General features: G+C 41.3%; 25 protein-coding genes and 1 pseudogene. 13 read left to right on the top strand and 13 right to left on the bottom strand.

Annotation, left to right across the window (positions count from 1 at the left end):
- Positions 1-246: 246 nt before the first annotated feature.
- Complete coding sequence (locus tag PSH48_RS08250; protein ID WP_273586585.1) at positions 247-1179, bottom strand: biotin-dependent carboxyltransferase family protein; 933 nt, start codon at positions 1177-1179, stop codon at positions 247-249.
- A 1-nt stretch (position 1180) separates the two neighbouring features.
- A complete protein-coding gene (pxpB, locus tag PSH48_RS08245; RefSeq protein ID WP_273586586.1) occupies positions 1181-1840 on the bottom strand; it encodes a 5-oxoprolinase subunit PxpB in 660 nt (219 codons plus the stop codon).
- A gap of 196 nt (positions 1841-2036) precedes the next feature.
- Between pxpB and msrA the strand changes: the two genes are divergently transcribed.
- Both msrA and PSH48_RS08235 read left to right on the top strand, forming a co-directional pair.
- Entirely contained in the window at positions 2037-3326 is a 1290-nt protein-coding gene (gene msrA, locus PSH48_RS08240) for a peptide-methionine (S)-S-oxide reductase MsrA (protein ID WP_273586587.1), read from the top strand.
- A gap of 116 nt (positions 3327-3442) precedes the next feature.
- On the top strand, positions 3443-4198 hold the full coding sequence (locus PSH48_RS08235; protein ID WP_273586588.1) for a substrate-binding periplasmic protein: 756 nt from the start codon (positions 3443-3445) through the stop codon (positions 4196-4198).
- Positions 4199-5052: 854 nt separating this feature from the next.
- On the opposite strand, the gene PSH48_RS08230 is transcribed toward PSH48_RS08235, so the two are convergent.
- The 9 genes from PSH48_RS08230 to PSH48_RS08190 form a co-directional block, all read right to left on the bottom strand.
- Positions 5053-5934, bottom strand: a complete 882-nt coding sequence (locus PSH48_RS08230) for a LysR family transcriptional regulator (protein WP_004587893.1) — start codon at positions 5932-5934, stop codon at positions 5053-5055.
- A gap of 315 nt (positions 5935-6249) precedes the next feature.
- Positions 6250-6906, bottom strand: a complete 657-nt coding sequence (locus PSH48_RS08225; protein ID WP_004587894.1) for a 3-oxoacid CoA-transferase subunit B — start codon at positions 6904-6906, stop codon at positions 6250-6252.
- A gap of 15 nt (positions 6907-6921) precedes the next feature.
- Positions 6922-7620 carry a CoA transferase subunit A gene (locus PSH48_RS08220; RefSeq protein WP_004587895.1) on the bottom strand — a complete coding sequence of 233 codons (699 nt, stop codon included), beginning with the start codon at positions 7618-7620 and terminating at the stop codon, positions 6922-6924.
- A 45-nt stretch (positions 7621-7665) separates the two neighbouring features.
- Entirely contained in the window at positions 7666-8568 is a 903-nt protein-coding gene (locus PSH48_RS08215) for a hydroxymethylglutaryl-CoA lyase (RefSeq protein WP_273608315.1), read from the bottom strand.
- On the bottom strand, positions 8568-10559 hold the full coding sequence (locus PSH48_RS08210) for an acetyl/propionyl/methylcrotonyl-CoA carboxylase subunit alpha (RefSeq protein WP_273608314.1): 1992 nt from the start codon (positions 10557-10559) through the stop codon (positions 8568-8570). The genes PSH48_RS08215 and PSH48_RS08210 overlap by 1 nt, the downstream gene beginning before the upstream one ends.
- 8 nt (positions 10560-10567) lie before the next feature.
- Positions 10568-11338 carry an enoyl-CoA hydratase/isomerase family protein gene (locus tag PSH48_RS08205; protein WP_004587898.1) on the bottom strand — a complete coding sequence of 257 codons (771 nt, stop codon included), beginning with the start codon at positions 11336-11338 and terminating at the stop codon, positions 10568-10570.
- A gap of 13 nt (positions 11339-11351) precedes the next feature.
- Positions 11352-12959: a carboxyl transferase domain-containing protein gene (locus tag PSH48_RS08200; RefSeq protein WP_273608313.1), complete on the bottom strand. Its 1608-nt coding sequence runs from the start codon at positions 12957-12959 to the stop codon at positions 11352-11354.
- Positions 12960-12969: 10 nt separating this feature from the next.
- On the bottom strand, positions 12970-14145 hold the full coding sequence (locus PSH48_RS08195) for an isovaleryl-CoA dehydrogenase (protein WP_273608312.1): 1176 nt from the start codon (positions 14143-14145) through the stop codon (positions 12970-12972).
- Between the two features lie 46 nt (positions 14146-14191).
- On the bottom strand, positions 14192-14626 hold the full coding sequence (locus PSH48_RS08190; RefSeq protein ID WP_004587901.1) for a MerR family transcriptional regulator: 435 nt from the start codon (positions 14624-14626) through the stop codon (positions 14192-14194).
- A gap of 330 nt (positions 14627-14956) precedes the next feature.
- On the opposite strand from PSH48_RS08190, the gene PSH48_RS08185 reads away from it, so the two are divergent.
- The 7 genes from PSH48_RS08185 (at position 14957) to PSH48_RS08155 (ending at position 22668) form a co-directional block, all read left to right on the top strand.
- On the top strand, positions 14957-16138 hold the full coding sequence (locus PSH48_RS08185; RefSeq protein WP_273608311.1) for a thiolase family protein: 1182 nt from the start codon (positions 14957-14959) through the stop codon (positions 16136-16138).
- 103 nt (positions 16139-16241) lie between these two features.
- Positions 16242-17732 carry a CoA-acylating methylmalonate-semialdehyde dehydrogenase gene (locus tag PSH48_RS08180; RefSeq protein ID WP_054982473.1) on the top strand — a complete coding sequence of 497 codons (1491 nt, stop codon included), beginning with the start codon at positions 16242-16244 and terminating at the stop codon, positions 17730-17732.
- Between the two features lie 141 nt (positions 17733-17873).
- Positions 17874-19031, top strand: coding sequence for an acyl-CoA dehydrogenase family protein (locus PSH48_RS08175; protein WP_273608310.1), 1158 nt, complete (start codon positions 17874-17876; stop codon positions 19029-19031).
- Between the two features lie 10 nt (positions 19032-19041).
- Positions 19042-19827: an enoyl-CoA hydratase gene (locus PSH48_RS08170; protein ID WP_273608309.1), complete on the top strand. Its 786-nt coding sequence runs from the start codon at positions 19042-19044 to the stop codon at positions 19825-19827.
- Positions 19827-20978 carry an enoyl-CoA hydratase/isomerase family protein gene (locus tag PSH48_RS08165; RefSeq protein ID WP_273608308.1) on the top strand — a complete coding sequence of 384 codons (1152 nt, stop codon included), beginning with the start codon at positions 19827-19829 and terminating at the stop codon, positions 20976-20978. Before PSH48_RS08170 ends, PSH48_RS08165 begins: the two co-directional genes overlap by 1 nt.
- Positions 20979-20988: 10 nt before the next feature.
- Positions 20989-21888, top strand: a complete 900-nt coding sequence (gene mmsB, locus PSH48_RS08160) for a 3-hydroxyisobutyrate dehydrogenase (protein WP_138685738.1) — start codon at positions 20989-20991, stop codon at positions 21886-21888.
- A gap of 9 nt (positions 21889-21897) precedes the next feature.
- The gene (locus tag PSH48_RS08155; protein ID WP_273608307.1) at positions 21898-22668 is read left to right on the top strand and encodes an SDR family oxidoreductase; all 771 of its coding nucleotides are present in this window, start codon (positions 21898-21900) and stop codon (positions 22666-22668) included.
- A 140-nt stretch (positions 22669-22808) separates the two neighbouring features.
- On the opposite strand, the gene PSH48_RS08150 is transcribed toward PSH48_RS08155, so the two are convergent.
- Positions 22809-22967: a phage integrase N-terminal SAM-like domain-containing protein gene (locus PSH48_RS08150; protein WP_273608316.1), complete on the bottom strand. Its 159-nt coding sequence runs from the start codon at positions 22965-22967 to the stop codon at positions 22809-22811.
- 306 nt (positions 22968-23273) lie between these two features.
- On the opposite strand from PSH48_RS08150, the gene PSH48_RS08145 reads away from it, so the two are divergent.
- The 4 genes and pseudogenes from PSH48_RS08145 to PSH48_RS08130 form a co-directional block, all read left to right on the top strand.
- Entirely contained in the window at positions 23274-24596 is a 1323-nt protein-coding gene (locus PSH48_RS08145; RefSeq protein ID WP_273608306.1) for a PIN-like domain-containing protein, read from the top strand.
- Positions 24597-24726: 130 nt separating this feature from the next.
- Positions 24727-25029 (top strand): hypothetical protein, encoded by a 303-nt coding sequence (locus PSH48_RS08140; protein ID WP_182694265.1) that lies wholly within the window; start codon positions 24727-24729, stop codon positions 25027-25029.
- 92 nt (positions 25030-25121) lie between these two features.
- A complete protein-coding gene (locus PSH48_RS08135) occupies positions 25122-25523 on the top strand; it encodes a hypothetical protein (protein WP_273608305.1) in 402 nt (133 codons plus the stop codon).
- A 192-nt stretch (positions 25524-25715) separates the two neighbouring features.
- Positions 25716-26258, top strand: a pseudogene (locus PSH48_RS08130) (transposase); the annotation flags it as partial.
- A 38-nt stretch (positions 26259-26296) separates the two neighbouring features.
- Here the strand turns inward: PSH48_RS08130 and PSH48_RS08125 are convergent.
- On the bottom strand, positions 26297-26532 hold a 236-nt coding region (locus PSH48_RS08125), incomplete at its 5' end, for an integrase core domain-containing protein (protein ID WP_273611334.1).

Below are 26532 nucleotides of genomic sequence, written 5' to 3'. Positions count from 1 at the left end.
GGTGTTTAAAGTGGCGTTAATAAAGCATTTAGCGCAGTGTTTGCAAAAAAGCACACTGCACAAATGCACCAAGTGTGTGCGAAAATTAAAGCAGAGCTTAAATTGCATTATTATAATTTTTTGCGTTAGCGTGTTTTTATTTTTTGCGCTTAATTAACCAATCTAAGCCTACCTATTGCAAGTTAAGTAGAGCGCCGCTTGTACTTTTATTAGCTCCTTGTAATAGGTTTATATCTCACCTTAGAGTTAACTATATTTAAGCGCCAAGCTGAGCTGATGTAAGTGACCTTTAAGCTTTTGTTTTGCTAAGCTAGCCTGCTCATGGGTTACTTGCTTAAATTCAATTGAGTCACCGGGTCTAAATTGCGCAAATTGATGTAAATCAGCCTCTATTACCGTGCCAAGTAATGGGTAGCCACCGGTTGTTTGTGCGTCGTTAAGTAATACAATAGGCTCACCACTGGGCGGTAATTGAATAGAGCCTGGGCCTGTACCAAGAGAGGCAAGTGAGTGACTATGAGTTAGGGGACTTTCGTTTGTTAGCCTAAGGCCCATTCTGTTGCTGTTATGGCTTACTTTAAACGCCGTTGAAAAAAACTGTTTAAGTAGCGTATCACCTAATAGATGCGCATGTGGGCTTGCATATACCCTAATCACCTTTAGTTTAGGCGGAGTAATAGCGCCACGCTGTATAAAGCGCGTTATTGGCACGGGCGATGTTTTAATAGGAATAATGTCGCCCTCGCTAAGTGCTTTACCTGCTAAACCGCCAAAGAGCGCGTTTAAATCGGTTGATTTTGAGCCCATGATATCTTTCACATCAATGCCACCTTGTACGGCTACATAGGCACGCAAACCAGCGCGGCCAGTATCAAAGCTTAAAGTTTGTTTGGCTCTTACTTGGTAACTCCAGCCAGGGTACAAGGGTGTTTCATCAAGCGCAGCGTTTAAATCAGCACCTTGTAGGGCAATAACAGTATCGGTTTCAAACTGTAACTCGCAAAGGCCTAACGTAACTTCAAGCACAGCTTCATTATCTTTGTTACCCACTAATTTATTGGCAATTATTTGTGCGTAAGGGTCTAAACAACCCGCTTGGCTTACACCTAAATGACGATAACCGCAGCGCCCGCCATCTTGAATTGTAAGTTGTACACCAGGTTTAAGAACTTTTATCACTTTATGCTCCTTGCACTGTGTTTATTGAAACGAACGATAGCGTGTCGCCGGGTTTAAATAAGCAAGGATCTGAGTGTGTGCTATCAAAAAGGGGCGTGTTTGTGTGGCCAATGATATGCCAACCGCCAGGTGTTTCTGCTGGGTAAATGGCAGTTTGCTCTGCGCCTAAAGCAACGGCTCCCTTAGGTACTTTGGTACGCGGCGTGTCTCTGCGTGGGATATGCAAGCGTGAATCTAACCCATGTAGGTAAGCAAACCCGGGCTGAAACCCTAAAAATAAAACGTGGTAAGTGGCTTGGCTATGTATTTGAATAATTTGCTTGGGTGTTAAATTAGTTTGTTTGGCAACAAAATCTAAATCTTCTCCATCATAAGTAGTGTGTATTTTATGGTGAGTGCCTTTAAATGTTGTTGCTTGTACTTTGTCCCATAAATCAGGCAAGGCATTTTGCCATTTTTTTAAATTACTTGCCGATTTTAAATAAAGCGTTAAAGAGTTCATGCCTGGGACTAAATCAATAAATTCGTTACTTTGCTTTAGCTGCTTAGTGAGCGCCCAAATTTTTTTTTGAGTGTCTAACACATTGTTTTGTTTATGCTGTGTGGCATCTAATAGCAAACTGTTATTTGTTAAAGTAAATACCTGTAAAAATGCAGTCATAATTTAATCTTTTTATACAACGTGCAGCAAAGCTAACATAGTTTTGTCAATTTATTCAGTACCTAGCCATAAGAAAAATAAACGAAAAAGAAATGCAGACTCAAACTGTATTCAAATTTAGCACGTATTTATTTACTGAAATTAAAACAAGGGATGTTGGGTCTTAATTAAAACACGCAGGTATTAAGAGGTATTTATGACATTTTCTCGCTCAGTTTATTTATTAGGCGCCGCTATTACATTTAGCGCCGGCTGTTTTGCTTTATCAACCGAAAAAATAGAGCACAGCAACGTAGAGGCCACAATGCATATAAAAACCATTGTGTTAGGCTCTGGCTGTTTTTGGGGAGCCGAAAAGCGCTACGAGGCACTAGAAGGGGTTATTGATGCAGAGTCGGGGTATGCAGACGGGCACGGCTTTAAAGCAACCTATAAAAATATCACCGACCAATCTCGCCAGTTTGACGAAAACAACTACGCTGAAGTAGTGCAAGTGATGTACAACAGCAATATCATTTCTTCTAAAGTGCTATTACAAAATTACTTTGAAAGCCATGATCCTACACAATCGAATCGCCAAGGTAATGATATTGGCACGCAGTATCGATCAATTATTCTTACTACCACTAAAGAGCAAGCGCAGCTTGCAGAGCAAGTTAAAGCCGAGTATCAGCCGTTATTAAGTGCAGCCGGTTATGGGGCAATTAAAACAGTAATAAAACCGCTTGAGGGGTTTGTATCTGCTGAGGAGTACCATCAAAATTATTTACAAAAGAACCCAAATGGCTATTGCCCAGATCACGCCACGGGTGTGGTATTTAATAAAACTAAAAAAGGAGATGTAGACAATAGTGTTTTACTCACGGGCAAGCAGATTGTGGTACTTGATTCGCGCGAATACTGCCCTTACTGTGAAAAATTTAAAAAAACAGTCGCTAACAATTACAAAGGTTCAATCCCACTGACATTTCGTCATGCCGATGAGCTTAATGGCCTAACTATAAAATCGGCAACTTGGGCAACCCCCACCATTTTGTTTTTAGAAAATGGAAAAGAGGTGTACGCGCGTCAAGGCTATGCAAGCCCCGCTGAATTTTACAAAGCACTTGGCGCCTTTAAACTAGGCGATAGTGATGCCTACGAAGTTGCATTTAATGAGCGCACCGACCGACCTTACTGTAAGGAGTATAAAGAATTTAAAAACACTCCCGATGGCGTATTTGTTGATAAATTAAGTGGTGAGCCATTATTTGATACCCGCGATAGATTTAATTCGGGCACGGGGTGGCTGTCGTTTAAACATCCGGTTAAAAATAGTGTTACTAAGCATAAAGATACCAGCTGGGGGATGACTCGAATTGAGCTTAAATCAAAAAGCACCGGTATACATTTAGGGCATTTATTTAAAGGTGAGGGGCCAAGAGGCACAGATAGATACTGTATTAATGCTACTGTGTTAGAGTTTATACCTCGTGACCAAAGCTAATTTATAAGAGCGATTAATTCGCTCTTTTATATTTAATAAATCTAAACTTTAATTAACTGTGATTATGATATATAAATTAATAATCCAAACGATATAAACGGCATTTTACTATCAAATTGATTAACACGTTAGCACTTGTATCAGGGCTTATAACTATAAGCCCTGTATTAGCACAGCCAACCGAAAAATATGTAATAGGGGTAGAGAATATAGAATACCTGCCTTATTACGATGGCAGTGGCACTAATAAGCGTGATTATTTTGGTTTTAGTAAAGAGTTACTGGAACTATTTGCAAAACAACAAAATATTAAATTTGAATTTTACACTTTGCCTATTCCGCGACTTTATAAAGAATTTATAGAGCATCACCATGTTGACTTTAAATACCCCGACAACCCTAATTGGCAAGTAAGTTATAAAAATCAGCATCAACAAGAAATTAATTATTCTGTGCCTTCATTAGTTACACATACAGGGATAGCGAGCTTAAAGGACAATATTAAACTTGAAGATTGTAAATCACTTGCAAAAGTGCGTGGCTTTACATTGCAAGGGCTTGAAAAGTTAACCTCAATGCCAGGCTTGCAAGTACTCGAAAATGATAACGTTATTGAGATGATTTATTTGCTGCATAAAGAGCGAGTTGATTGTATATATATTTCACACGATGTACTTAAATACAATATAGAAGAATTTTTTGATACTCCCGTCCCTGTGTTTTTTCAGCATCAGTTGCCTGTTGATCACCAAGCGTTTATGTTATCGAGCATTAAACACCCACAGCTCGTTAAAAAGTTTAATGTATTTTTAAAAGACAATGAAAATGTTATTGAAGAGCTTAAACAAAAACATAACTTTATAGTTGAATAATACTAAATTTAAGCGAATTGGTATAAAACGGTGGGGCAGGTAATCGTGTTTATAAAACAAAAACGGCCCATATAAGGTCACCACCTCACATGAACCGCTTTTCACACTGACAACATCTTACACACACAATATAAGATTTGGTTGCTACATAGTAGCTAATTACGTTATTGCTGCGTACTGTTGGTGGAATAAAAAACAGTTCAAACCAAGTCACCACCTAACTTGAACTGCTTTTTCACACTGACAACATCTTACACACACAATATAAGATTTGGTTTGCTACACAGTAGCTAATTTCGTTATTGCTGCGTGTTGCTGGTAGAATAAAAAACAGTTCAAACCAAGTCACCACCTGACTTGAACTGCCTTTTCACACTGACAACATCTTACACACACAATATAAGATTCTTTTCTTACCTTGTTAGAGCTATCACATCTAAAAAGGTTGCATTTATTTGGTGCAAAACAGTAAATAATGTCTAATTAGTAAAAACGTTTAGCTGTTTGCTTGCGATGAGTTAACTTTAAAATAATCGTAAAAGTCAGACAAACGATAAAAATAAAACCAATAAGTGAAAAAAATTAAGCTATAGACTTTAGTCTAACGCGTTGTGTTATTATATTGATTTAAAAGGATAAACTTTTATAGGTTAGCTTGTAGGGAAAAAACGAATGATTAAATAAAAATATTTAATTAATAATAAATCACTAAACGGTATTGTTAGGCTGCAAGAAAGTAAAAAAGAAGGAGCTTTACAGTTTACTGTGTGCAGCTTTAGCACTTGCTACGTGCTGCACACATTAAAATTTGCGTAATCAAACCAAAAATGTAAATTGCATTTACTAAGGTAACACTAACCTTGAATGTTGCTAAATGTAGATACAACCCATTTAGCAAATAAATCTAGCGCGGGATTTGGCGAATTAGCTTCATGCTGTACTAAATAGTATTTATCTTTGGTGGTAAGGGGCTGTTGAAATAATTTGTAAAGCCATTTTTCATCAAACCAGCTTTGGCTAATAGGCAGCGGTATAAGTGAAATGCCAATGCCCTGTTGCGCTGCACGAGCGACCCCAAACATGCTATCAATTTGTATAATTTGCGTAGGCGAAAAGTCATCTATACCTGCTTTTTCAGCCCATTGGTGCCATGCCCACGGCCTTGCTTTGTGAAGGATTAATGGTACTTGGTTTAATGCTTGGCAGTGATCGTCTTTCCACTGTTTTAACAGTTTTTCGTTACACGCCGGTATATATTCAAGATTAAATAGCTCTGTAGTAAGGCCCTCAGTGGGTTTACTTGAGGATAAAACAATCGATAAATCACTGTGGCGGGTTAGCTCTTTACGGGTTTTGAGCGTATCCATTTGTAAATTTATATTAGGGTGCTCAGATGTCCACTCGCTTAATTTAGGCATAAGTAGTTCACTGGCAAAAAATTCAGGCAGCGTAATAGTTATATTAGTATTTTGCTGCAATTGACTGAACTCGTTGATGGTGTTTTCAAGCGTATAGATAATAGGCGAAATGGCATCAAAAAAGTTTTTACCCGCAGCCGTTAAACTAATGGATCGGGTTTGGCGTTGAAAGAGTTCAATGCCTAGTTGTTCTTCAAGTTGTTTTATCTGATGGCTTACCGCAGAGGGCGTTAAGTACAGCTCTTTAGCTGCATGTTTAAAACTTAAGCTTTTTGCTGCAAAGCAAAAAGAGCGGAGGCCTCGAATAGGAGTTTGCATGTTTTCCAGAATTGTTTAATTAATTTAAGACGCCTTTAATAGGCAATAATCGAACCAATAATTTAATATAATAATATCAATAGTTTAATTTTAAATATAGCACTAGTTCACAAAAAAGGTGCAGACAATCCACAAATTAGTGCAAATAATCTAAGCGCTTACATTAAAAGCTATTTGTATTATAGATAATATTTACTACAACTGTATTAAAACTGAAAAAAAGTTTATGGCAGGCAAAAAAAATCCCTCTTGCGAGGGATTTTGGGTAACTCAGCGCCATTGGCACTGGGAATGAGGTCGGTACATGGTAAAGCGTTAAAAAACCATTTCTGGTACTTCACCGTCAACAAGTAATTTACCTGCTGTTTTACTAATTATTTCATCAACCGATACGCCCGGAGCGCGCTCGAGTAAATGAAATGCGCCGTCTTTAACTTCAAGTACGGCCAAATCTGTTACTATTTTTTTAACGCAATTAACGCCCGTTAGCGGTAATGTGCAAGACTCTAATAATTTAGAATCACCATGCTTACTGGCATGGGTCATAGTAACAATAATATTCTTTGCCCCAGCGACTAAATCCATTGCGCCCCCCATGCCTTTTATCAGCTTTTTGGGGATCATCCACGAGGCAATGTTGCCGCTTTGGTCTACTTCAAATGCACCCAGAACGGTTAAGTCTACATGACCACCCCGTATCATGGCAAAACTATCTGCACTATTAAATATGGCTGCACCTGTGGCAGCTGTCACGGTTTCTTTACCCGCGTTTATCATATCTGCGTCTAGCTCGGCTTTTGTTGGGTAGGGGCCCATACCTAAAAGCCCATTTTCTGACTGTAACATAACTTCAATACCATCAGGTACATAGTTTGCGACGAGTGTCGGAATTCCTATGCCCAAATTAACGTAAAAGCCGTCTTGTAGTTCCTGTGCAACGCGCATTGCAACTTGTTCACGTGATAATGCCATAACCTATGCTCCTGCTTAATCTCGTGTTGTTACACGTTCAATGCGTTTTTCAAAGTCGCCTTTTATAACGCGATTTACAAAAATGCCTGGGGTATGAATTTGGCTTGGCTCAAGTTCACCGGGCTCTACTATTTCTTCTACTTCGGCAACGGTAATCTTACCTGCTGTTGCCGCCATTGGGTTAAAGTTCATGGCAGTGTGCCTAAATACTAAATTACCGTATCGGTCGGCTTTCCATGCTTTTACAATGGCAAACTCACCGGTGATCGACTCTTCTAAAATATATGGGCGTCCGTCAAATTCTTTTACATCTTTACCCTCTGCAACGGGCGTACCGTAACCTGTAGCGGTATAAAATGCAGGAATACCTGCACCGCCCGCACGCATTTTTTCAGCCAAGGTGCCTTGCGGGGTAAGCTCTACATCTATTTCACCGCTTAGTAATTGCTGCTCAAATAGGGCGTTTTCACCCACGTATGAGGCAATTACTTTTTTAATTTGTTTATCTTTAAGTAAAATTCCTAATCCAAAGTCATCTACACCACAGTTGTTAGAAACCACGGTTAGCTCTTTGGTGTTCATTGCCTTAATTTGTTTAATTAAGCCCTCAGGAATACCGCATAAGCCAAAGCCGCCAGCAATAACGGTATCGCCGTCTTTCAACCCTGCCATTGCAGCTTCGTAACTAGAAACCACTTTATCAAAACCGGCCATGAGACTCTCCTCATTGTGTTAACTGCCATTTGGCAAGTTAAGCTATTATTTTTGTGTGTTGCCTAATGCAATTGAAACTTTGCTTACAGGCGTTTTGCCAAGTGCTTGTGTAATTTTCCAACCAGCGCTACTTAACCTTTGTAAATCAATTCCATGTTCAATGCCAAGCCCATTGAGTAAGTAAACCACATCTTCGGTGGCAACATTTCCTGACGCCCCTTTGGCATAAGGGCAGCCGCCAAGGCCTGCAACAGCGGCATCAACCGTTGCTATACCTAAGCTTAACGCTGCGTAAATATTTGTGAGCGCTTGCCCGTAGGTATCATGAAAATGCACCGCCAGTTTTGATTTATCAATATGCTCAAGCAAAAGTGTTAAAAGCTGGGTAACTTTATTTGCAGTGCCAACACCTATGGTATCGCCAAGGCTTATTTCGTGGCAGCCTAAATCTAAAAGCTTTTGCGAAACGCTAAGTACTTTATGGGGGTCTATTTCTCCCTCATAAGGGCAACCGAGTACACAACTTACATAACCGCGTACACGTATGTTATTGGCTTTTGCAAATGCCATAACGTCGCTAAAACGCTCAATACTCTCATCAATACTGCAATTTATATTTTTTTGACAGAACGATTCGCTTGCCGCGGTAAATATGGCAAATTCTTTTATGTCAACGGCATGGGCTGCTTGGGCGCCTTTTAAATTGGGTGTAAGCGCACTTAAATTTACATGTGGTAAATTAAGCGCTGTTATCACCTCGGCCGAATCGGCCATTTGTGGCACCCATTTAGGCGATACAAAAGCACCGGCTTCAATATTTTTTAAGCCCGCGTCACTAAGTGCATTTATTAATGAAATTTTATCAGCTGCAGTGACTGGTTTTTCGTTTTGTAGGCCATCACGCGCGCCTACTTCAACAATTTTAACTTCAGTTGGAAAAGCAGCCATCACGATGCCTCCTGCGCCGTGGTGTCTTCTACAATTGCTAATAAAGCGCCGTGTGAAACTAATTCGCCTTCATCAAAGCAGTAGCTTTGTAAAATACCATCGTGCGGGGCGTTGAGCGTGTATTCCATTTTCATGGCTTCAATAATCACTACGGCATCGCCTTTGGTAATGGTGCTGCCCACATCAACTAAATGCTTAACCACAGTGCCATTAAGTGGCGCCGCAAGGGGCAGGGCATCGCTTTCATGGCTGCTAATGTAATGTTTAGTGTTTAAAGCAAGCTTAATTTGCAGCGCAGCAAACATTACGCTAATGCTGTTATCAAAGTGGCTAACATGGGTGGTAAATTTTTCCCCATTAATAAATACATTACATACGTTTTGGTTTACAAAGCCTGCTATATCGAACGACTTATCATTATGCGTTACAACGTAACCCGTTTTAGTTTTAACGGCGCTTATAGCTAAGTCTGTAAATGGTACATCCACTTTTTGGGGTGCGTTAAGCGTAAAACCACTGAGTTGCTGCCACGGGCTTGCGCTTTGCTGAGTTACTCTTTCAGTACTAAGCGATTCAAGGTAGGCAAAGGCTGCAATTAGTTGTGCTTTTTCAAGCGCGGCGCTATCAACACTTACCAATGCATCGCCTTGCTCGGCAATAAAGTGGGTGCTTGGCGCACCTTGAGCAAATGTAGGGTGGCTTGCTAAGTTGTGTAAAAAGCCAATATTAGTGCTAAAACCCGCTAAGTGAAATTGCTCAAGAGCTTGGCGTAAACGCGATAATGCTTGCTCTCGGTTATCATCATGTACTATAAGCTTTGCAATCATAGGGTCGTAATACGGGCTTATTTCATCGCCTTGTGCAATACCTGTATCTATTCTTACAAACTCACTGTTAAGCGGAGTATTTAACGATTCAATAGTGCCCGAGCAGGGAATGAAATCGTTACTTGGATCTTCTGCATAAATACGCGCTTCAAAGCTGTGGCCTTGGAGTTGTATGTCTGATTGCGTTAGTGGCAGCGTTTGCCCAGCGGCAATATTAATTTGCCAATTAACTAAATCTACACCAGTTACCATTTCTGTCACAGGGTGTTCTACTTGCAGGCGCGTGTTCATTTCCATAAAGAAAAACTCATCGCCACACAGTAAAAACTCAACCGTACCTGCACCTCTGTAGTTTATTGCAAGGGCACAGCGTACTGCGGCTTCACCCATTTCTTTACGCAGTTCATCAGACAAACCAGGCGCTGGGGCTTCTTCAATTACTTTTTGATGTCGGCGCTGCAGGGAACAATCACGATCCCCTAAATAAACACAGTTACCGTCGTTATCAGCAAAAACTTGTACTTCAACATGGCGAGGCTGGTTAACATAGCGCTCAAGCAGTACTAAGTCGTTACCAAAGCCCGCAATTGCTTCGCGCTGTGCGCCCTCAAGTGCAGTTATAAAATCTTTGGCCTGCTCAACAATGCGCATGCCTTTACCGCCACCGCCAAAGGCCGCTTTAATAAGCACGGGGTAGCCAATTTTTTCAGCCTCAGATTGTAAAAAAGCAGGATCTTGGTTTTCACCGTAATAGCCTGGCACTAATGGTACATTTGCCGCGGCCATAATTTCTTTGGCGCGGGTTTTAGAGCCCATGGCTTCTATGCTGCTTGCAAGAGGGCCAATAAACACAATTTTGTTAGCTTCACAGGCTTTAGCAAACTCACTGTTTTCAGATAAAAAACCGTACCCAGGGTGTATACAATCGGCACCGCTTGTTTTTGCAACCTGTAAAATTTTATCTGTTACAAGGTATGAGTCTTTACTTGGTGCAGGGCCAATGTGGTAGGCCTCATCAGCCATTTTTACATGTTGTGCGTGTTTGTCGGCGTCAGAGTAAACAGCGACCGTTGTTAGGCCCATTTGCTTTGCACTTCGCATTATACGGCATGCAATTTCACCACGGTTGGCAATGAGTATCTTTTTTAATGTGTGTGTGTTCATAATTAGTCCTACAGTTGCCAAGCGGGAGGGCGTTTATCAAAAAAGGCGCTTAGTCCTTCTTGGCCTTCGTCCGATACCCGAATATTTGCAATACGTTCGGCCGTGAGTTCAATAAGATCATCATTAATAGGCTTATTTGCTACATCGTTAATTAATGATTTAGCGGCTTTTACAGCGACTGGGCCGTTATCGATTAATGTTTGCAGCATGTTATCAAGGGCACAGTCTAAATTACCGGTCACCTGATGAACCAAACCAAGTTGTTTTGCTGTGTGGGCATCAAACACCTCGGCAGTTAAAAAGTAGCGGCGCGCAGCGCGCTCACCAATGGCTTTAATTACATACGGGCTAATAACCGCAGGAATAAGCCCTAGCTTTACTTCGCTTAAACAAAACTGCGCATCGTCTTTACTTAGGGCAATATCGCAACATGCAATTAAGCCCAGAGCGCCGCCAAATGCAGCGCCTTGTACAGCACATATAGTTGGGTGAGGAGAAGCGGCTAGTACCTGCATTAATTTAGCGAGCTGCATAGAGTCGGCAAGGTTATCGGCGTAGTTGTTATCAGCCATTGATTTCATCCAGGCTAAATCGGCACCGGCAGAAAAGTGCTTGCCTTCAGTTTTTAAAACCAAAGCGCGAATATCGAGTGTATTTGCATGCTCTATGCACTGAATTAGCTCGTGTATTACTTCACTATTAAATGCGTTACGTTTTTCAACTCGGCTTAAAACAAGTACAGCCACATTAGATTTTGTTATTTGTAGTGTTACTGACATTTTTGCGCTCCGGTTACATTCTAAATACGCCAAACTTAGAGTCTTGCTGTGGTGCATTTTTAGCTGCACTTAAGGCAAGGCCTAATACGTTACGGGTATCGGCAGGGTCAATAATGCCGTCGTCCCACAAGCGGGCGCTTGCGTAATACGGATGACCTTGCTTTTCGTACTGATCAATAATTGGCTTTTTAAAATCGCTAACTTCTTGCTCGCTCATACTATGGCCTTTACGTGCTAAGCCATCTTGCTTAACTTGCGCCATTACACCGGCGGCTTGCTCGCCGCCCATTACCGAAATACGGGCATTTGGCCACATCCACATCATGGTGGGTTCAAATGCGCGACCACACATACCGTAGTTACCAGCGCCATAAGAGCCACCAATTAGCACCGTAAATTTAGGCACATCGGCACACGAAACTGCCATCACCATTTTAGCGCCGTGCTTTGCTATACCTTCAGCTTCGTATTTTTTACCTACCATAAAGCCGGTAATATTTTGCAAAAACACTAAAGGAATATTGCGCTGTGCACATAGTTGAATAAAATGCGCGCCTTTTTGCGCCGACTCACTAAATAAAATGCCGTTATTAGCCACTATGCCTACAGGGTTACCGTAAATACTGGCAAAACCTGTTACCAGCGTTTCACCAAAGTAGCGTTTAAATTCATCAAACGATGAATCATCCACCGTACGGGCAATAACTTCACGCACATCAAACGGCTTTTTAAGGTCGGTGCCTACAATGCCGTAAAGCTCGTTTATATCGTAACGTGGTGGTTTTACATCCTCTAAAAGAGGGGCTGTAGGGCGCGTGTAATTAATACGCTCAATACATTGGCGCGCAATAGACAGCGCATGCTCGTCATTTTCTGCAAAGTGGTCAGCCACCCCCGATGTTTTACAATGCACATCGGCGCCGCCTAATTCTTCGGCGCTGACTACTTCACCAGTCGCTGCTTTTACAAGTGGCGGGCCGGCTAAAAATATAGTGCCTTGCTCTTTTACAATTATGCTTTCATCGGCCATTGCAGGTACGTATGCGCCGCCTGCGGTACATAACCCCATTACCACGGCGATTTGAGGAATACCTTTACCCGACATACGGGCTTGGTTATAAAAAATACGGCCAAAATGTAATTTATCAGGGAATACATCGTCTTGCTCAGGCAGGTTAGCACCGCCCGAATCAACCAAATAAATACACGGTAAGTGGCAACGCTCGGCTATATCTTGTGCGCGTAAATGCTTTTTAACGGTAAGCGGAAAGTACGTACCGCCTTTTACCGTGGCATCGTTTGCAATGATCATGCATTCAATACCTTTAACACGGCCAATACCAGCAACTACACCCGCACAGGCAATTTCTTGTTCGTACACACCAAAGGCTGCAAATTGCGAAATTTCTAAAAACGGTGAGCCTTCATCTAATAAAGTGCTAATACGGTCGCGTACAAATAACTTACCTCGGCCTTCGTGGCGCTCTTTTAACGCAGCGCCGCCGCCTAAGCTTATGGTGGCTACTTTACTATGTAAATCATCAACCAAAGCTGCCATGTTTTTGTGATTTTGCACAAAAGTAGGATCGTGAGGATTAACGCTCGATTTTAATATCGTCATAATTTAATCCTTAACGGCTTTCGGTGAATAGTTCACGGCCAATAAGCATGCGGCGTATTTCTGATGTGCCAGCACCAATTTCGTATAGTTTGGCATCTCGCAGTAAGCGCCCTGTGGCGTATTCGTTTATGTAGCCGTTACCCCCTAAAATTTGAATAGCATCAAGCGCCATTTTAGTGGCAAGCTCAGCTGCATATAAAATGGCGCCGGCGGCATCTTTACGGGTGGTTTCGCCGCGGTCACACGCTTTTGCAACGGTATAAACGTATGAGCGCGCTGCGTTCATTTGTGTATATATGTCGGCTACTTTGCCTTGAATTAACTGAAATTGGCCAATAGGGGTGTCGAACTGTTTACGTTCATGAATGTACGGTACAACAATATCCATACAGGCTTGCATTATGCCAAGGGGGCCTGCAGCAAGTACTACACGTTCGTAATCTAGGCCGCTCATTAGTACCTTAACGCCTTCGTTTAGGTTACCTAAAATGTTTTCTTCTGGTACTTCGCAGTTTTCAAACACCAGTTCACACGTGTTTGAGCCACGCATACCAAGCTTGTCTAGCTTTTGCGCGGTAGAAAAACCAGGGAAGTCTTTTTCAACAATAAATGCGGTAATGCCTTTAGCGCCGGCTTCTAAATCTGTTTTTGCATAAATAACAAATGTGTGTGCATCGGGGCCGTTGGTGATCCACATTTTATTGCCATTTAAAATGTACTTATCGCCTTTTTTTTCAGCTTTAAGTTTCATTGATACCACGTCAGAGCCTGCATTTGGTTCGCTCATGGCAAGGGCACCAATGTGTTCGCCGCTAATAAGCTTTGGTAAGTATTTTTCTTTTTGTGCTTGGTTACCGTTACGGTTAATTTGATTTACACACAAGTTTGAATGCGCACCATAGCTTAATCCAATTGATGCACTCGCACGGCTAATTTCTTCCATGGCTATTACATGCTCTAAGTAACCTAAGCCTGCACCGCCAAAATCTTCAGATACGGTCATGCCTAGTACACCCATTTCGCCCATTTGCGGCCAAAGCTGATTAGGAAACGCGTTGTCCATATCGGTTTGTTCAGCCAGTGGCGCAATTTCTTGGCTTGCAAAGCTATTTACGTGGTCGCGGATCATATCGGCGGTTTCGCCAAGGCCAAAGTTCATCTCTTTATAAAGTGATATAGTGCTCATGATTCATTCCTGTGTGTTGTCAGTATGTTTTTATTATTAAAATAGGCTACTCGTCTATTTTATTAAGTGTGTCTCTGCAGCGGCGCTCCGCTGTCACTAATTCCATAAGCACAACTTTTATGTCGTCCATTTGCTGAGAAAGGTCGGCTTTTTTCTCTGCAATTAAATCGAGCATAGTCACCAGCTGTTTAGCGCTTGATTTATCAGCGTCGTACAGTTCAAACAAACGGCCTGTTTCAGCCAATGTAAAGCCTAAGCGTTTGCCACGCAGTATTAGTTTTAAGCGAACTTTGTCGCGTTTTGAATAAATACGGGTTTGGCCATTGCGCTCTGGGCTTACTAAACCTTGGTCTTCGTAAAAACGAATAGAGCGGGTGGTAATATCAAACTCTTTAGCTAAATCGCTAATACTAAAGGTTTGATCGTTACTGCTTGGCGCTTTTGCAGAACTTGCAAAGTTTGTTTGGTTATCTGGTTTCATAGTTGTGTTTACCTCATTCGAATAACTCCAATATAAGTGAAGTTTACGTAAAGGTAAAGCTTGGTGTGGTATGAAACTATTTATAAAGGAGTGTTGATGTGAAATGTTAAATTATATTATTAATATTCAATAGTTTATTTTTATTAATTGTTCACTTCGCCGTTACTGGAAAATAATGCTTACACTTTTAAAACTAAAAATTAAACGCTTTTTAGTTGACGTTAGCGTAAACGTTAGTATTGTGTAAGGGTGTTAAACAATAAATGAATACTAAATTAATAGAGCAAATATTCTAACAACTATTTGCATATAAATACAACGGAGTTAATTATGACTTTAGAATCAGTGGTAATTGTAGCAGCAAAGCGTACGCCAATGGGCGGGTTTATGGGCGCATTGACCGATGCACAATCTACCGAGCTTGGCGCAACCGCCATTGCAAGTGCGCTTGCACAAACTGGTTTAGCAAATGATGCAATAGATGAAGTAATTATGGGCTGTGTATTGCCAGCGGGCCTTGGTCAAGCGCCAGCACGCCAAGCAATGTTAAAAGCAGGCCTTGCTCTGGGCACGGGTGCTACCACCATTAATAAAGTATGTGGCTCTGGTTTAAAAGCCGCCATGCTCGGACACGATTTAATTAAAGCGGGCTCAATTAGCAGTGCAATTGCTGGCGGCATGGAAAGCATGAGTAACGCACCGTATTTTATACCTAAAGCACGTGGCGGTATGCGTATGGGCCACGGCGAAATTAAAGATCATATGATGAGCGACGGCCTAGAAGATGCTTACGATAACAAAGCAATGGGCTGTTTTGCACAAGATACTGCTGATGAGTACGGCATTGGCCGTGAGCAAATGGATGAGTTTGCACTTAGCTCGCTAAGTAAAGCCAATGCGGCAATCGAAAACGGCAGTTTTGAAAACGAAATTGCGCCGCACACCATAAAAACTCGCAAAGGCGATGTAACCGTATCGGTTGATGAGCAACCCGGTAATGCCCGCCCAGAAAAAATACCAAGCCTGCGTGCTGCCTTTAAAAAAGACGGCACCATCACTGCGGCTAATTCATCGTCAATTTCTGATGGTGGCGCAGCGCTTATATTAATGAGCGAATCAAAAGCTAAAGAGCAAGGCTTAACACCGCTTTGTAAAATTGTAGCGCACAGCACGCACTCTCAAAAACCAAGCGAATTTACTGTAGCACCTGTGGGCGCTATGAACAGTGTGCTTGAAAAAGCAGGCTGGACAACTGCTGATGTTGACCTGTGGGAAATTAACGAAGCCTTTGCCATGGTTACCATGCTTGCTATTAACGAATTAAAACTTGATGAGAGCAAAGTAAACGTAAACGGTGGGGCGTGTGCACTTGGCCACCCAATTGGTGCCAGCGGCGCGAGAATTTTAGTCACGCTTATTCACGCACTTAAAAACCGTGGCCTTAAAAAAGGAATTGCGTCTTTATGTATTGGTGGCGGCGAAGCTGTAGCCATGGCTGTAGAGGCTTACTAACAAAAAAGTTAATTAACTAACAGCAACTAAAATGCACCGTACTCATACTAATAACAAAACGGTGCCATTTTTTAAAAGAACACACTAACAACAGGATTTACCCATGCACCAAGTTCCACTACTTATAAATGGCGAATTTGTTCAGTCGGCTTCAAACGAGCTTATTGATGTAATTAACCCAGCAAACCAAGAAGTACTTGCGCAAGTGCCATGCACTACCGACTCAGAAATGGATGCAGCGATTGCCTCGGCCTCAGAAACATTTAAAACATGGAAAGATGTGCCCATTACCGAGCGTGCCCGCATTATGATGAAATACGCGGCGCTGTTAAAAGAGCACCACGATGAGCTTGCAACCATTATTTGCCACGAACTAGGTAAAACGTTTGAAGATGCAAAAGGCGATGTATGGCGCGGTATTGAAGTAGTAGAACAAGCAGCTAACGCACCGTCATTAATGATGGGCGAAACAATGGAAAACGTTGCCCGTAAAATCGATACCTATTCTTACATGCAGCCCCTTGGCGTATGTGCAGGCATTACGCCGTTTAACTTTCCGGCGATGATCCCACTTTGGATGTTTCCGCTAGCTATTGTATGTGGTAACACCTTTATTTTAAAACCCTCTGAGCAAGACCCACTCACACCAATGCGTTTAGCTGAGCTATTTATTGAAGCCGGCGCACCAAAAGGCGTATTACAAGTGGTTCATGGTACAAAACCGCAAGTAGACCGCTTATTAGAAGACAAAGCCGTACGTGCAATTTCGTTTGTGGGTTCGTGTGGTGTAGGTGCATACATTTATTCTAAAGGCACACAAAATCTTAAGCGCGTGCAAGCCTGTGTGGGTGCTAAAAATCACATGGTTATTATGCCAGATGCGAGTAAATCACACGTGGTAAATAACCTAGTTGGCGCATCGGTTGGCGCAGCAGGCCAGCGTTGTATGGGTATTTCGGTGGCTGTGTTTGTAGGGCAAGCAAGTGAGTGGGTAGATGAAATAAAAGCTGGCTTTGAAAACGTACGCCCAGGCGTGTGGGATGACAAAAACGCAGCCTACGGCCCACAAACATCAAAAGCAGCAAAAGAGCGTATTTTATCGCTTATAGCAAGCGGTAAGGAGCAAGGCGCCACCTGTTTAATTGATGGTTCAAACTACACAGTAGAGGGCTTTGATCAAGGTAACTGGGTTGGCCCAACACTATTTACCGATGTGACAAAAGACATGGACTTATACAAAGAAGAAATCTTTGGCCCTGTGCTTGCCTGTATGTTTGTAGATACGCTTGATGAGGCAATTGCTCTTATTAACGAAAGCCCGTACGGCAACGGTACCTCGTTATTTACCTCAAGTGGCGCTGCGGCTCGTAAATTTCAACATGAAATTGAAGTAGGCCAAGTGGGTATTAATGTGCCTATTCCGGTACCGCTGCCGTTTTTCTCGTTTACGGGTTGGAAAGGCTCGTTTTACGGCGATACGCACACCTATGGTAAGCAAGGTATACGTTTTTACACAGAAACTAAAACCATTACTTCACGTTGGTTTGAAGACGACATCGCTTCAGGTCCAAACATGAGCATTAATTTAAAATAAACACACTCAAAAATAATAATAAAGAAGGGCGCAAAGGCTAAATCCGCTGACAAGCAACTAGAACACACACATCAGCCTTTGCCGCTCTTCACTCATTTACCCTAATGGGACACACTAACAACACAATTAAAGAGGTCTACCATGGACTTTAACTTATCAGAAGATCAACAAGCCTTTGCAGAAACTGCACGCCAATTTGCAGAATCAGAACTTGCTCCACATGCAGCAAAGTGGGATCGCGAGCATATTTTTCCTAAAGATACGATTAAAGCGGCGGGCGAGCTTGGCTTTTGCGGTTTATATACGCCAGAGGAAGCCGGCGGCCTTGGTTTATCACGCTTAGATTCAAGCATTATATTTGAGCAGCTTGCGATGGGCTGTACAGCTACAACGGCCATGCTAACTATTCATAATATGGCTACGTGGATGGTAGCAAGTTTTGGTACCGAGGCAGTTAAAGATGCATACGTAGAACAACTAGTAATGGGCGAGCTACTTGCCTCTTATTGTTTAACAGAGCCAGGGGCGGGCTCAGATGCAGCATCACTAAAAACAAAAGCTGTGCTTGAAGGTGATGAGTACGTTATTAACGGCTCAAAAATGTTTATATCGGGTGCGGGCGAAACCGAAGTATTAGTAGTAATGGCACGTACCGGTGGCGAAGGCGCTGCGGGTATTTCGGCATTTGTAGTCCCTGGTGACGCACAAGGCGTTGAGTACGGTAAAGCAGAAGAAAAAATGGGTTGGAACGCACAACCAACACGCTTAATTAGTTTTGAAGATGTGCGTATTCCGGCGCATAACTTATTAGGTAAAGAGGGCGAAGGCTTTAAATTTGCCATGCAAGGCTTAGATGGCGGGCGTATTAATATTGCCACATGCTCAATTGGTACTGCACAAGCTGCGCTAAACACGGCAAAAGAGTACTTAAAAGAGCGTACTCAATTTGGTAAGCCTTTGGCTGCGTTTCAGGCTTTGCAGTTTAAAATTGCAGATATGAACACCGAACTTGTAGCTGCACGCCAAATGGTAAGGCTGGCGGCATTTAAACTTGATACCGGCGATAGTGAAAAAACCACCTATTGCGCCATGGCTAAACGCTTTGCCACCGATGTTGGCTTTACTGTGTGTAACGAGGCACTGCAAGTACATGGTGGTTACGGTTACATAAAAGAATACCCGCTTGAGCGCCATGTACGTGATGTACGCGTTCATCAAATTTTAGAAGGCACTAACGAAATTATGCGTGTAATTATAGCGCGCCGTATTTTAGCCGAGTCTGCAAGCGACGTTTTATAAGGAGCAAGTTATGTCACAATCTAACCCGAGTATTGAACTGACTACCGAAGGCCATGTTGCTATTTTAACTATGTCTAACCCACCAGCTAATACCTGGACAAAAGACACCTTAATTGATTTAAAAAACAAAGTTAACGAGCTTAATAACAACAAAAACATTTATGCCTTAGTGCTTACTGGCGAAGGCGAGAAGTTTTTTAGCGCCGGGGCCGATTTAAACGTATTTGCTAGTGGCGATAAAGGCGTTGCCGCTGATATGTCGCGTGTATTTGGTGAGGCCTTTGAAGCACTGACTAATTTTACAGGGGTGTCGGTTGCGGCCATTAACGGTTATGCCATGGGCGGCGGGTTAGAAGTAGCGCTTGCGTGTGATATACGCATAGCAGAAGAGCAAGCACAAATGGCACTGCCAGAGGCAAAAGTGGGTTTATTACCGTGCGCGGGTGGCACGCAAAATTTAGCATGGCTTGTAGGTGAAGGCTGGGCAAAACGCATGATTTTATGTGGTGAGCGCTTAAAAGCCGATAAAGCCTTACAAATTGGCTTAGTAGAAGAAGTTGTACCACAAGGCGAAAGCTTTTCAGCGGCGTTAAAACTTGCCAATCAAGTAAGCGAACAAAGCCCAAGTTCGGTAGCTGCATGTAAAACGCTTATACAAAAAGGCCGCCACCAACCTATGGCAAGCATATTACCACTTGAGCGTGAATTGTTTGTTGGGCTGTTTGATACACAAGATCAACAAGAGGGCGTTAATGCCTTTTTAGAAAAACGCCGCGCTAATTGGGTAAATGGCTAATGAGTAATTTAACGTTATTAAATAATGCCGACGACCCCGTGCTATTTGAAACGGCAAGTGCAGCAAATGGCAGCTTAATTGGGCTTATTACACTCAACGTACCTAAAGCATTAAACGCCCTTAATTTTGGCATGATCAAATTACTCGAGCCGCAATTGCGGGCTTGGCAAAGCGATGATGCAATCGCAATGGTTATTTTAAAAGGCGCTGGCGATAAAGCATTTTGCGCTGGTGGCGATGTAGTGAGCCTTCATCATGCAATGGCGCAAGGTAAACCAACAAGCTTAGTGGAAGACTTTTTTACCCTAGAGTACCAGCTGGACTACCTTATTCATTGCTACGAAAAACCACTTTTAGTATGGGGGCACGGCATAGTAATGGGGGGCGGTTTAGGCCTAATGGCCGGTGCTAGCCACCGCGTAGTAACCGAAACATCGCGCATTGCTATGCCAGAGCAAACCATAGGCTTATACCCAGATGTAGGCGGTAGTTACTTTTTACATAAAATGCCACAAGGTGTGGGGCTATTTTTAGGGCTAACATCGGCCTCTATTAATTGTGAAGATGCACGCTTTGTATCGCTTGCCGATCACTTTATCGACAGCACTAAATATGATGCCATGCTAGCGCAAATTTTAGCGGCTAAGTGGGGCAAAACCGCAAGCTTAAATCATGAGCGTTTGACTAAATTATTAACCGATTTAGATAACCAATCTGCGCGTATGCCCAAAGGCAATATTAAAGCTAACTTAGCAACCATTCAAAAATTAGCTGAATTTAATACGCTACAAGAACAAGTTGATTATATTTTAGGCCTAGCTACTGACGATAAATGGCTGCAACGCGCCCAAAAATCACTTAAGCATGGTTGCCCACTAAGTTGCGCACTAGTAAGTGAGCAGCTAAAAGCCAGTAAAGGCAAAAGCTTACTAGCGTGTTTTAAAATGGAGCTGGGTATGTCCGTACGCGCTGGCGAAGTAGGTGAATTTCAAGAAGGCGTAAGAGCACTATTAATAGATAAAGACGGCGCGCCTAATTGGCAATACAAAACACTGAGTGATGTACCACAAGCCATAATAGAGAGCTTTTTTGCTAACCGTTTTGGCGAAAATCACCCACTTAATGGCTTAGACACCCCAACACACACATAAAGGAAAGACGATGACTAAACTCAATATTGGTTTTATCGGCTTAGGTAATATGGGCGGCCCTATGGCGGCTAACTTAATTAAAGCCGGCCATAATGTTACAGCATTTGATTTAAACCAGTCGGTCTTAAATGAACTTGCAAGTAAAGGCGCACACGCAGCTGAAAATGCAAATGCATGTGCAACCAATGCCGATATACTTATTAGTATGTTACCTGCGGGCAAACATGTTAAATCACTTTATTTAGGCAATAACGATGATAGCGGCTTAATTAAGGTACTTAGCAAAAACACCTTAGTGATAGATTGCTCAACAATAGATGCAGAGTCGGCCCGTGTGGTTGGCAGCGCACTTGGCGAGCAGGGTATTAGCTTTGTAGATGCACCGGTATCGGGCGGTGTTGCTGGAGCAACCGCAGGCACGCTTACGTTTATTGTTGGTGGTAGTAAAGCCGCGTTTAATACCGCACAACCTGTGCTTAATGATATGGGTAAAAACATATTTCATGCGGGCGATATTGGCGCAGGACAAGTTGCAAAAATATGCAACAACATGCTTCTCAGTATTTTAATGGCAGGTACGAGCGAAGCCCTGCAAATGGGTATTAATAATGGGCTAGATGCAAAAGTACTCAGCGACATTATGACTGCAAGCTCTGGCCGTAACTGGACCCTTGAACTTTACAACCCATGCCCAGGTGTAATGGATGCTGCCCCTGCAAGTAACGATTACAAACCTGGCTTTATGGTCGATTTAATGGCTAAAGATTTAGGGCTTGCCATGGAAGCCGCGCAGCAAAGTAATTCTTCAACCCCAATGGGTTCAATGGCTAAAAATTTATACACTATGCTACAGCACCAAGGTGCTGGCAGTGATGATTTTAGCGCCATTTTTAAACTGTTTTCTAAGTAGGAGCAAGGCGTGGAAATTAAAAATAACACGGTAGTAATAACCGGTGGCGCACAAGGTTTAGGCTTTGCAATGGCGAAAAAATTTGCCCTTATGGGCGCTAACATCGCACTTATAGATATGGCGCAAGAGTTATTAAACACAGCGTGCGAAAAACTTACACAGCTTGAAGGTGTTACAGGCACTATTAAAGGTTACGCCGCAAACGTAACGGTTGAGAGCGAAGTAGAAAACGTATTTAATACCATTAATAGCGATTTTGGCCACATTGGCGTGCTTATAAACAACGCCGGTATTTTACGAGACGGCATGTTTATTAAAGCTAAAGATGGAAAAGTGGTTAAAAAAATGTCCCTTGAGCAATTTCAATCAGTGATTGATGTAAACCTGACTGGTGTGTTTTTAGCAGGACGCGAAGCTGCAAGCCACATGATTGAATCAGGCATAGGCGGCGTAATAGTGAATATGTCGAGCGTAGCGCGCGCAGGTAACATAGGCCAAACAAACTACGCGGCATCAAAAGCAGGCGTAGTGGCACTTACAACCACATGGGCTAAAGAGCTTGGCCGTTTTGGTATACGCGTAGGCGCTATTGCACCAGGTGTAATAAGCACCGCCATGACCGACGCCATGAAACCCGAAGCCAAACAGCGCATGCTTGCAGTAACACCCGTAGGGCGTTTAGGCGAAAGCGACGAAATTGCCCATACTGCACAGTACATAATCGAAAACGACTTTTTCACTGGTCGCGTGGTTGAAATAGACGGCGGTATTCGTTTGTAAATTAAGTTTTTACGCTTAAATTTAAAAAGCATGGCGCTTGTGGGCTGTGCTTTTTTGTTTTAAAAAATCCCTAATAAGAGTGGCTTTTGAATCACCTCTTTAAATAATAAGCTCAACGCATTTAAGGCTTGGTTTGAGTGTTAGGAGCCACTTTTTTGGTTGACTAAGTGATTCAAAATAAGTTCGGCCTCATTATTTCCCATTGTTGTTGGGTGCATCATAGGGTTAAATCGAATAAACGAAGCTATCCAGTATAAATACGCTTTAATGGTACTTTTAGCATAACGCTTTAGATACATTTGTTCGGCTATCATAGTTAAAAAAGATGATTTCATGATATGAATCTCTAGTAAAAATTAACTGTATATATAGACAGTGCTTGTTGTTTTGTCCAATATTACTGATCTCCACCATTTCGGTGTATTTGTGCATTGATTAAAAATATTTTCCAGTTAACTAATTGTTTACACATGTTTATTTGATGGTTAAGATAAATGCACTGTAATATATGGACATTTGTCGGTTTATAAAACGACAAATGTCGTAGACAAAATTGTTAGGCTTTTTTCGGAATTTGGCGTTTCATCAAAACATAAAGGAACTAGATGAAGAATATATTTAAAGGTTTTCATAACGTAAGCCAAGAAAAATTAGAAGAACTATGGAAAGATGAACAAACTCTTTTCGTTTTTGACGCTAATGTTCTTTTAAACTTATATGGTTATGCCATGCAAACTAGAAACGACTTTTTTAATATTCTTGAGTCGATTAAGGATAATTTATGGATACCATATCATGCAGGGTTGGAATATCAGAGGCGCCGATTAACAGTTATAAAAAATGAAAAAAGCATTTTCAATGATATCGACAACAACCTAGAAAAAATTCAAAATGTTTTTAAAGGTGATTTTGAGCAATTAGCGCTTAAAAGACGTTTCCCAAAGCTTTTTGAGAATACAGAAAAACTTGAAAAAGAGATTAACAAGAGTATTGGAAATTATAAAAAATCAGTCTTGCATTGGAATAATAATCAACCTTGTGTCCGCTCCCACGATGCAATTCGAGATCAAATAAACGAACTATTTGATGGTAAAGTTGGAAGTAAACCTGAAAACCAGAATTGGCTTGATGAACTTTATAAAGAAGGAGCTGTTCGTTTCAAAAATCAAATTCCTCCAGGCTTTAAGGACGCTGGAAAATCAAAAAAGGAAGAAGATAAGAGCTTTCACTACGATGGTTTAAATTATGAAAGGCAATACGGGGATCTAATTCTTTGGAAGCAATTAATAACTAAGGCAAATGACGAAAATATAAAAAATGTCGTTTTTGTTACTGACGATGCCAAAGAAGACTGGTGGTATAAAATTAACTCCAATGGAAAAAAAGTTGTCGGGCCTTTAGCTGAGCTCCAAGCTGAAATTTATTCCGAATCAAATATAGATGCCTTTCATATGTACAGTACATCAATGTTTATGGCTGATGGAGAATCTTATAAAGCGGTCAAAGTTGAAGAAAGTTCAATAATCGATGCCCAAACTTCTCACATCTCATCAATACATGAATCTAAAATTAACAACTTGATAAAACTCTCTGAAAAACAAAATAAAAGATACAGAGACATTATTAACTCAGAAATACTTAACTCAGAAAAGTATAGAAACGCATTTGAAAACAGCAAACTAGCGATTGATATCGAGCGGTTTAATGCTCTTAATAAACCAAATGAAGAATTAGCTAAACAGCTAGAAAGATATGAGTTGTTAACTAAGCAATCTAATTTAGAACAGTATAAAGATATCTTTGAAAAATATAACGATTTAACTAAAAACATTAATATCGATAGCTATAAAAATGCCTTAGAAAGGTATGATCTAATAAACCGCCTAAATAAATCTCAAGATGAAGACGACTCTGGTGACAATGAGTGAGAAAAGCCTAACAAATTGCTCAAAAAGGACGTAAAAAGTTTGGCTTACGCTCCTTCGTCGCTAATTATAGCCAAACATTTTCCGCCTCTTAGCAAGGCGTTAGGTTTACTAATCAACTAAGGATAGAAAATTGAATTATTCAAACTGGTTAAAAAAGACATTTCCTAAATTGGGAGATACTTCAGAGGAAACAGTCCACTCATATATCAGTGAAGCAAAATCTAGTAGTCAACTGTTGAGGGAATTTTTAAAGGTATTAGGCTTTTTACTTTTCGTTATACCATTTAATTTGTTTCTTTTGGCTTCAGGAATTCAGTCGCCATTATACTGGGTGTTACTGCTAGCATCTTTCCTGGTTGGTAGCTTTATTTCTCTTTATTGTGAGCAGCTATTAATTAAAAAGCGTTTGCGCAAAATAGTTGCGTCAACATAAACCTAACAAAAACATCATGGTGGGAACTTTACTCGCTGAAAAAGCGCTCCTAAAATCCCCATATGTTAAGCGTTATGTTTCAAGGACGATTGGTGAAATTTCTCAAGTATTTAGTTCTTTCTATTATTTCCGTTGTCGTTTTATACCTTGTTATAAGCGTTATTATTTATCGATTGCCAAGCTTTGATAAAGTTGAATGCTTTAAAAGTGAAGTTGTATTTGATTTTGTTGATATACAACTCTCTCCTAGAGAAATATTTGAAACAGGGGTTTTAGGTAAAAGCGTTGTAACCTTAGCTATTGAAAATAAACGCTTCTTTATTGAGAATATAGACAAGAAAAAACTATGGGAAGTTAACCCGCGAGATATGAAAGAACAGGGTTACACCTTGAGTGCGGAAGTTTGCGCACAACCATTAATGTTTGGTGGCTACGGTGTTGCAAAAGTTGCTAATCTTACAAAGGTTAATAAGCAACCTATCATTACCAAATGAAACATAACAAGCTAATAAATAAGGACAAAAAACAGTTGGCTGTTTTCGTTCCTCAACATTTTAGCCAACAATTTTTTGCCCATTATTAGAAATAAATTAGATAGAAATAAATTAGACACCCAACTTAAATTTTGCTCTTTTTAAAATTGAAGACTACGTTTTAATCAGTGTAAAAAACGAGCTGGGTGTCTTATGGCAATTGCAAGAAAGCGACAAGTAAGTTTGGTTGATACAAAATACTATCACTGTATTTCACGGTGTGTTCGTCGTGCTTTTTTATGTGGGGAAGACCGTTTCACTGGTCAATCTTACGAGCATCGACGAGGGTGGGTTGAGGATAAGTTGCTTGAATTAGCTAAGGTATTTTGTATCGACGTGTGTGCTTATGCCGTTATGAGTAATCACACGCACTTAGTACTGTATGTAGATGATAAAAAAGCGAATAGGCTAAATGATAAAGCGATTATTATTCGCTGGCATAAACTCTGTAAAGGCACATTGTTAACACAAAAATACATACAGGGTGAAAATCTAAGTAAAGTTGAACTTATCTTTTTTAATCAAACAGTAAAGCAATACCGAGAGCGCCTATCAAGTATCAGCTGGTTTATGCGGTTGTTAAATGAAAACATTGCTCGCAGAGCAAATAAAGAAGATAACTGCACAGGGCGTTTCTGGGAAGGTAGATTCAAATCACAAGCACTTCTTGATGAAGCAGCACTTGCAGCCTGTATTGAATCGCCCCGAGTTCATCGGAGACCAGTTTGTTTAAGTCAGGCCACTTTACCTGACTCGTTTAAATTATCATAGTAGTCTGTTTCATATTGAGCTGGTGAAATATACCCAATTGAAGATAATAGGCGTTGATTATTAAACCAATTAACCCACTCTAACGTTGCGTATTCAACAGCATCAACATTCTTCCACGGGCCATTTCTGCGAATAATCTCTGTTTTAAATAATCCATTTATTGTTTCAGCCAATGCATTGTCATAAGAGTCACCCACAC

The organism is Pseudoalteromonas sp. Angola-4 (assembly GCF_028599265.1).
Classification (GTDB): Bacteria; Pseudomonadota; Gammaproteobacteria; order Enterobacterales; family Alteromonadaceae; genus Pseudoalteromonas; species Pseudoalteromonas atlantica.
This window is presented reverse-complemented; position numbering and strand designations above follow the sequence as displayed.

What these genes read in the sequence shown, in the direction of transcription:
- pxpB (WP_273586586.1), bottom strand. Translation starts at nt 1,840, where the DNA reads ATGACTGCATTTTTACAGGTATTTACTTTAACAAATAACAGTTTGCTA.
- msrA (WP_273586587.1), top strand. Translation starts at nt 2,037, where the DNA reads ATGACATTTTCTCGCTCAGTTTATTTATTAGGCGCCGCTATTACATTT.
- PSH48_RS08230 (WP_004587893.1), bottom strand. Translation starts at nt 5,934, where the DNA reads ATGCAAACTCCTATTCGAGGCCTCCGCTCTTTTTGCTTTGCAGCAAAA.
- PSH48_RS08225 (WP_004587894.1), bottom strand. Translation starts at nt 6,906, where the DNA reads ATGGCATTATCACGTGAACAAGTTGCAATGCGCGTTGCACAGGAACTA.
- PSH48_RS08220 (WP_004587895.1), bottom strand. Translation starts at nt 7,620, where the DNA reads ATGGCCGGTTTTGATAAAGTGGTTTCTAGTTACGAAGCTGCAATGGCA.
- PSH48_RS08215 (WP_273608315.1), bottom strand. Translation starts at nt 8,568, where the DNA reads ATGGCTGCTTTTCCAACTGAAGTTAAAATTGTTGAAGTAGGCGCGCGT.
- PSH48_RS08210 (WP_273608314.1), bottom strand. Translation starts at nt 10,559, where the DNA reads ATGAACACACACACATTAAAAAAGATACTCATTGCCAACCGTGGTGAA.
- PSH48_RS08205 (WP_004587898.1), bottom strand. Translation starts at nt 11,338, where the DNA reads ATGTCAGTAACACTACAAATAACAAAATCTAATGTGGCTGTACTTGTT.
- PSH48_RS08200 (WP_273608313.1), bottom strand. Translation starts at nt 12,959, where the DNA reads ATGACGATATTAAAATCGAGCGTTAATCCTCACGATCCTACTTTTGTG.
- PSH48_RS08195 (WP_273608312.1), bottom strand. Translation starts at nt 14,145, where the DNA reads ATGAGCACTATATCACTTTATAAAGAGATGAACTTTGGCCTTGGCGAA.
- PSH48_RS08190 (WP_004587901.1), bottom strand. Translation starts at nt 14,626, where the DNA reads ATGAAACCAGATAACCAAACAAACTTTGCAAGTTCTGCAAAAGCGCCA.
- PSH48_RS08185 (WP_273608311.1), top strand. Translation starts at nt 14,957, where the DNA reads ATGACTTTAGAATCAGTGGTAATTGTAGCAGCAAAGCGTACGCCAATG.
- PSH48_RS08180 (WP_054982473.1), top strand. Translation starts at nt 16,242, where the DNA reads ATGCACCAAGTTCCACTACTTATAAATGGCGAATTTGTTCAGTCGGCT.
- PSH48_RS08175 (WP_273608310.1), top strand. Translation starts at nt 17,874, where the DNA reads ATGGACTTTAACTTATCAGAAGATCAACAAGCCTTTGCAGAAACTGCA.
- PSH48_RS08170 (WP_273608309.1), top strand. Translation starts at nt 19,042, where the DNA reads ATGTCACAATCTAACCCGAGTATTGAACTGACTACCGAAGGCCATGTT.
- PSH48_RS08165 (WP_273608308.1), top strand. Translation starts at nt 19,827, where the DNA reads ATGAGTAATTTAACGTTATTAAATAATGCCGACGACCCCGTGCTATTT.
- mmsB (WP_138685738.1), top strand. Translation starts at nt 20,989, where the DNA reads ATGACTAAACTCAATATTGGTTTTATCGGCTTAGGTAATATGGGCGGC.
- PSH48_RS08150 (WP_273608316.1), bottom strand. Translation starts at nt 22,967, where the DNA reads ATGTATCTAAAGCGTTATGCTAAAAGTACCATTAAAGCGTATTTATAC.
- PSH48_RS08145 (WP_273608306.1), top strand. Translation starts at nt 23,274, where the DNA reads ATGAAGAATATATTTAAAGGTTTTCATAACGTAAGCCAAGAAAAATTA.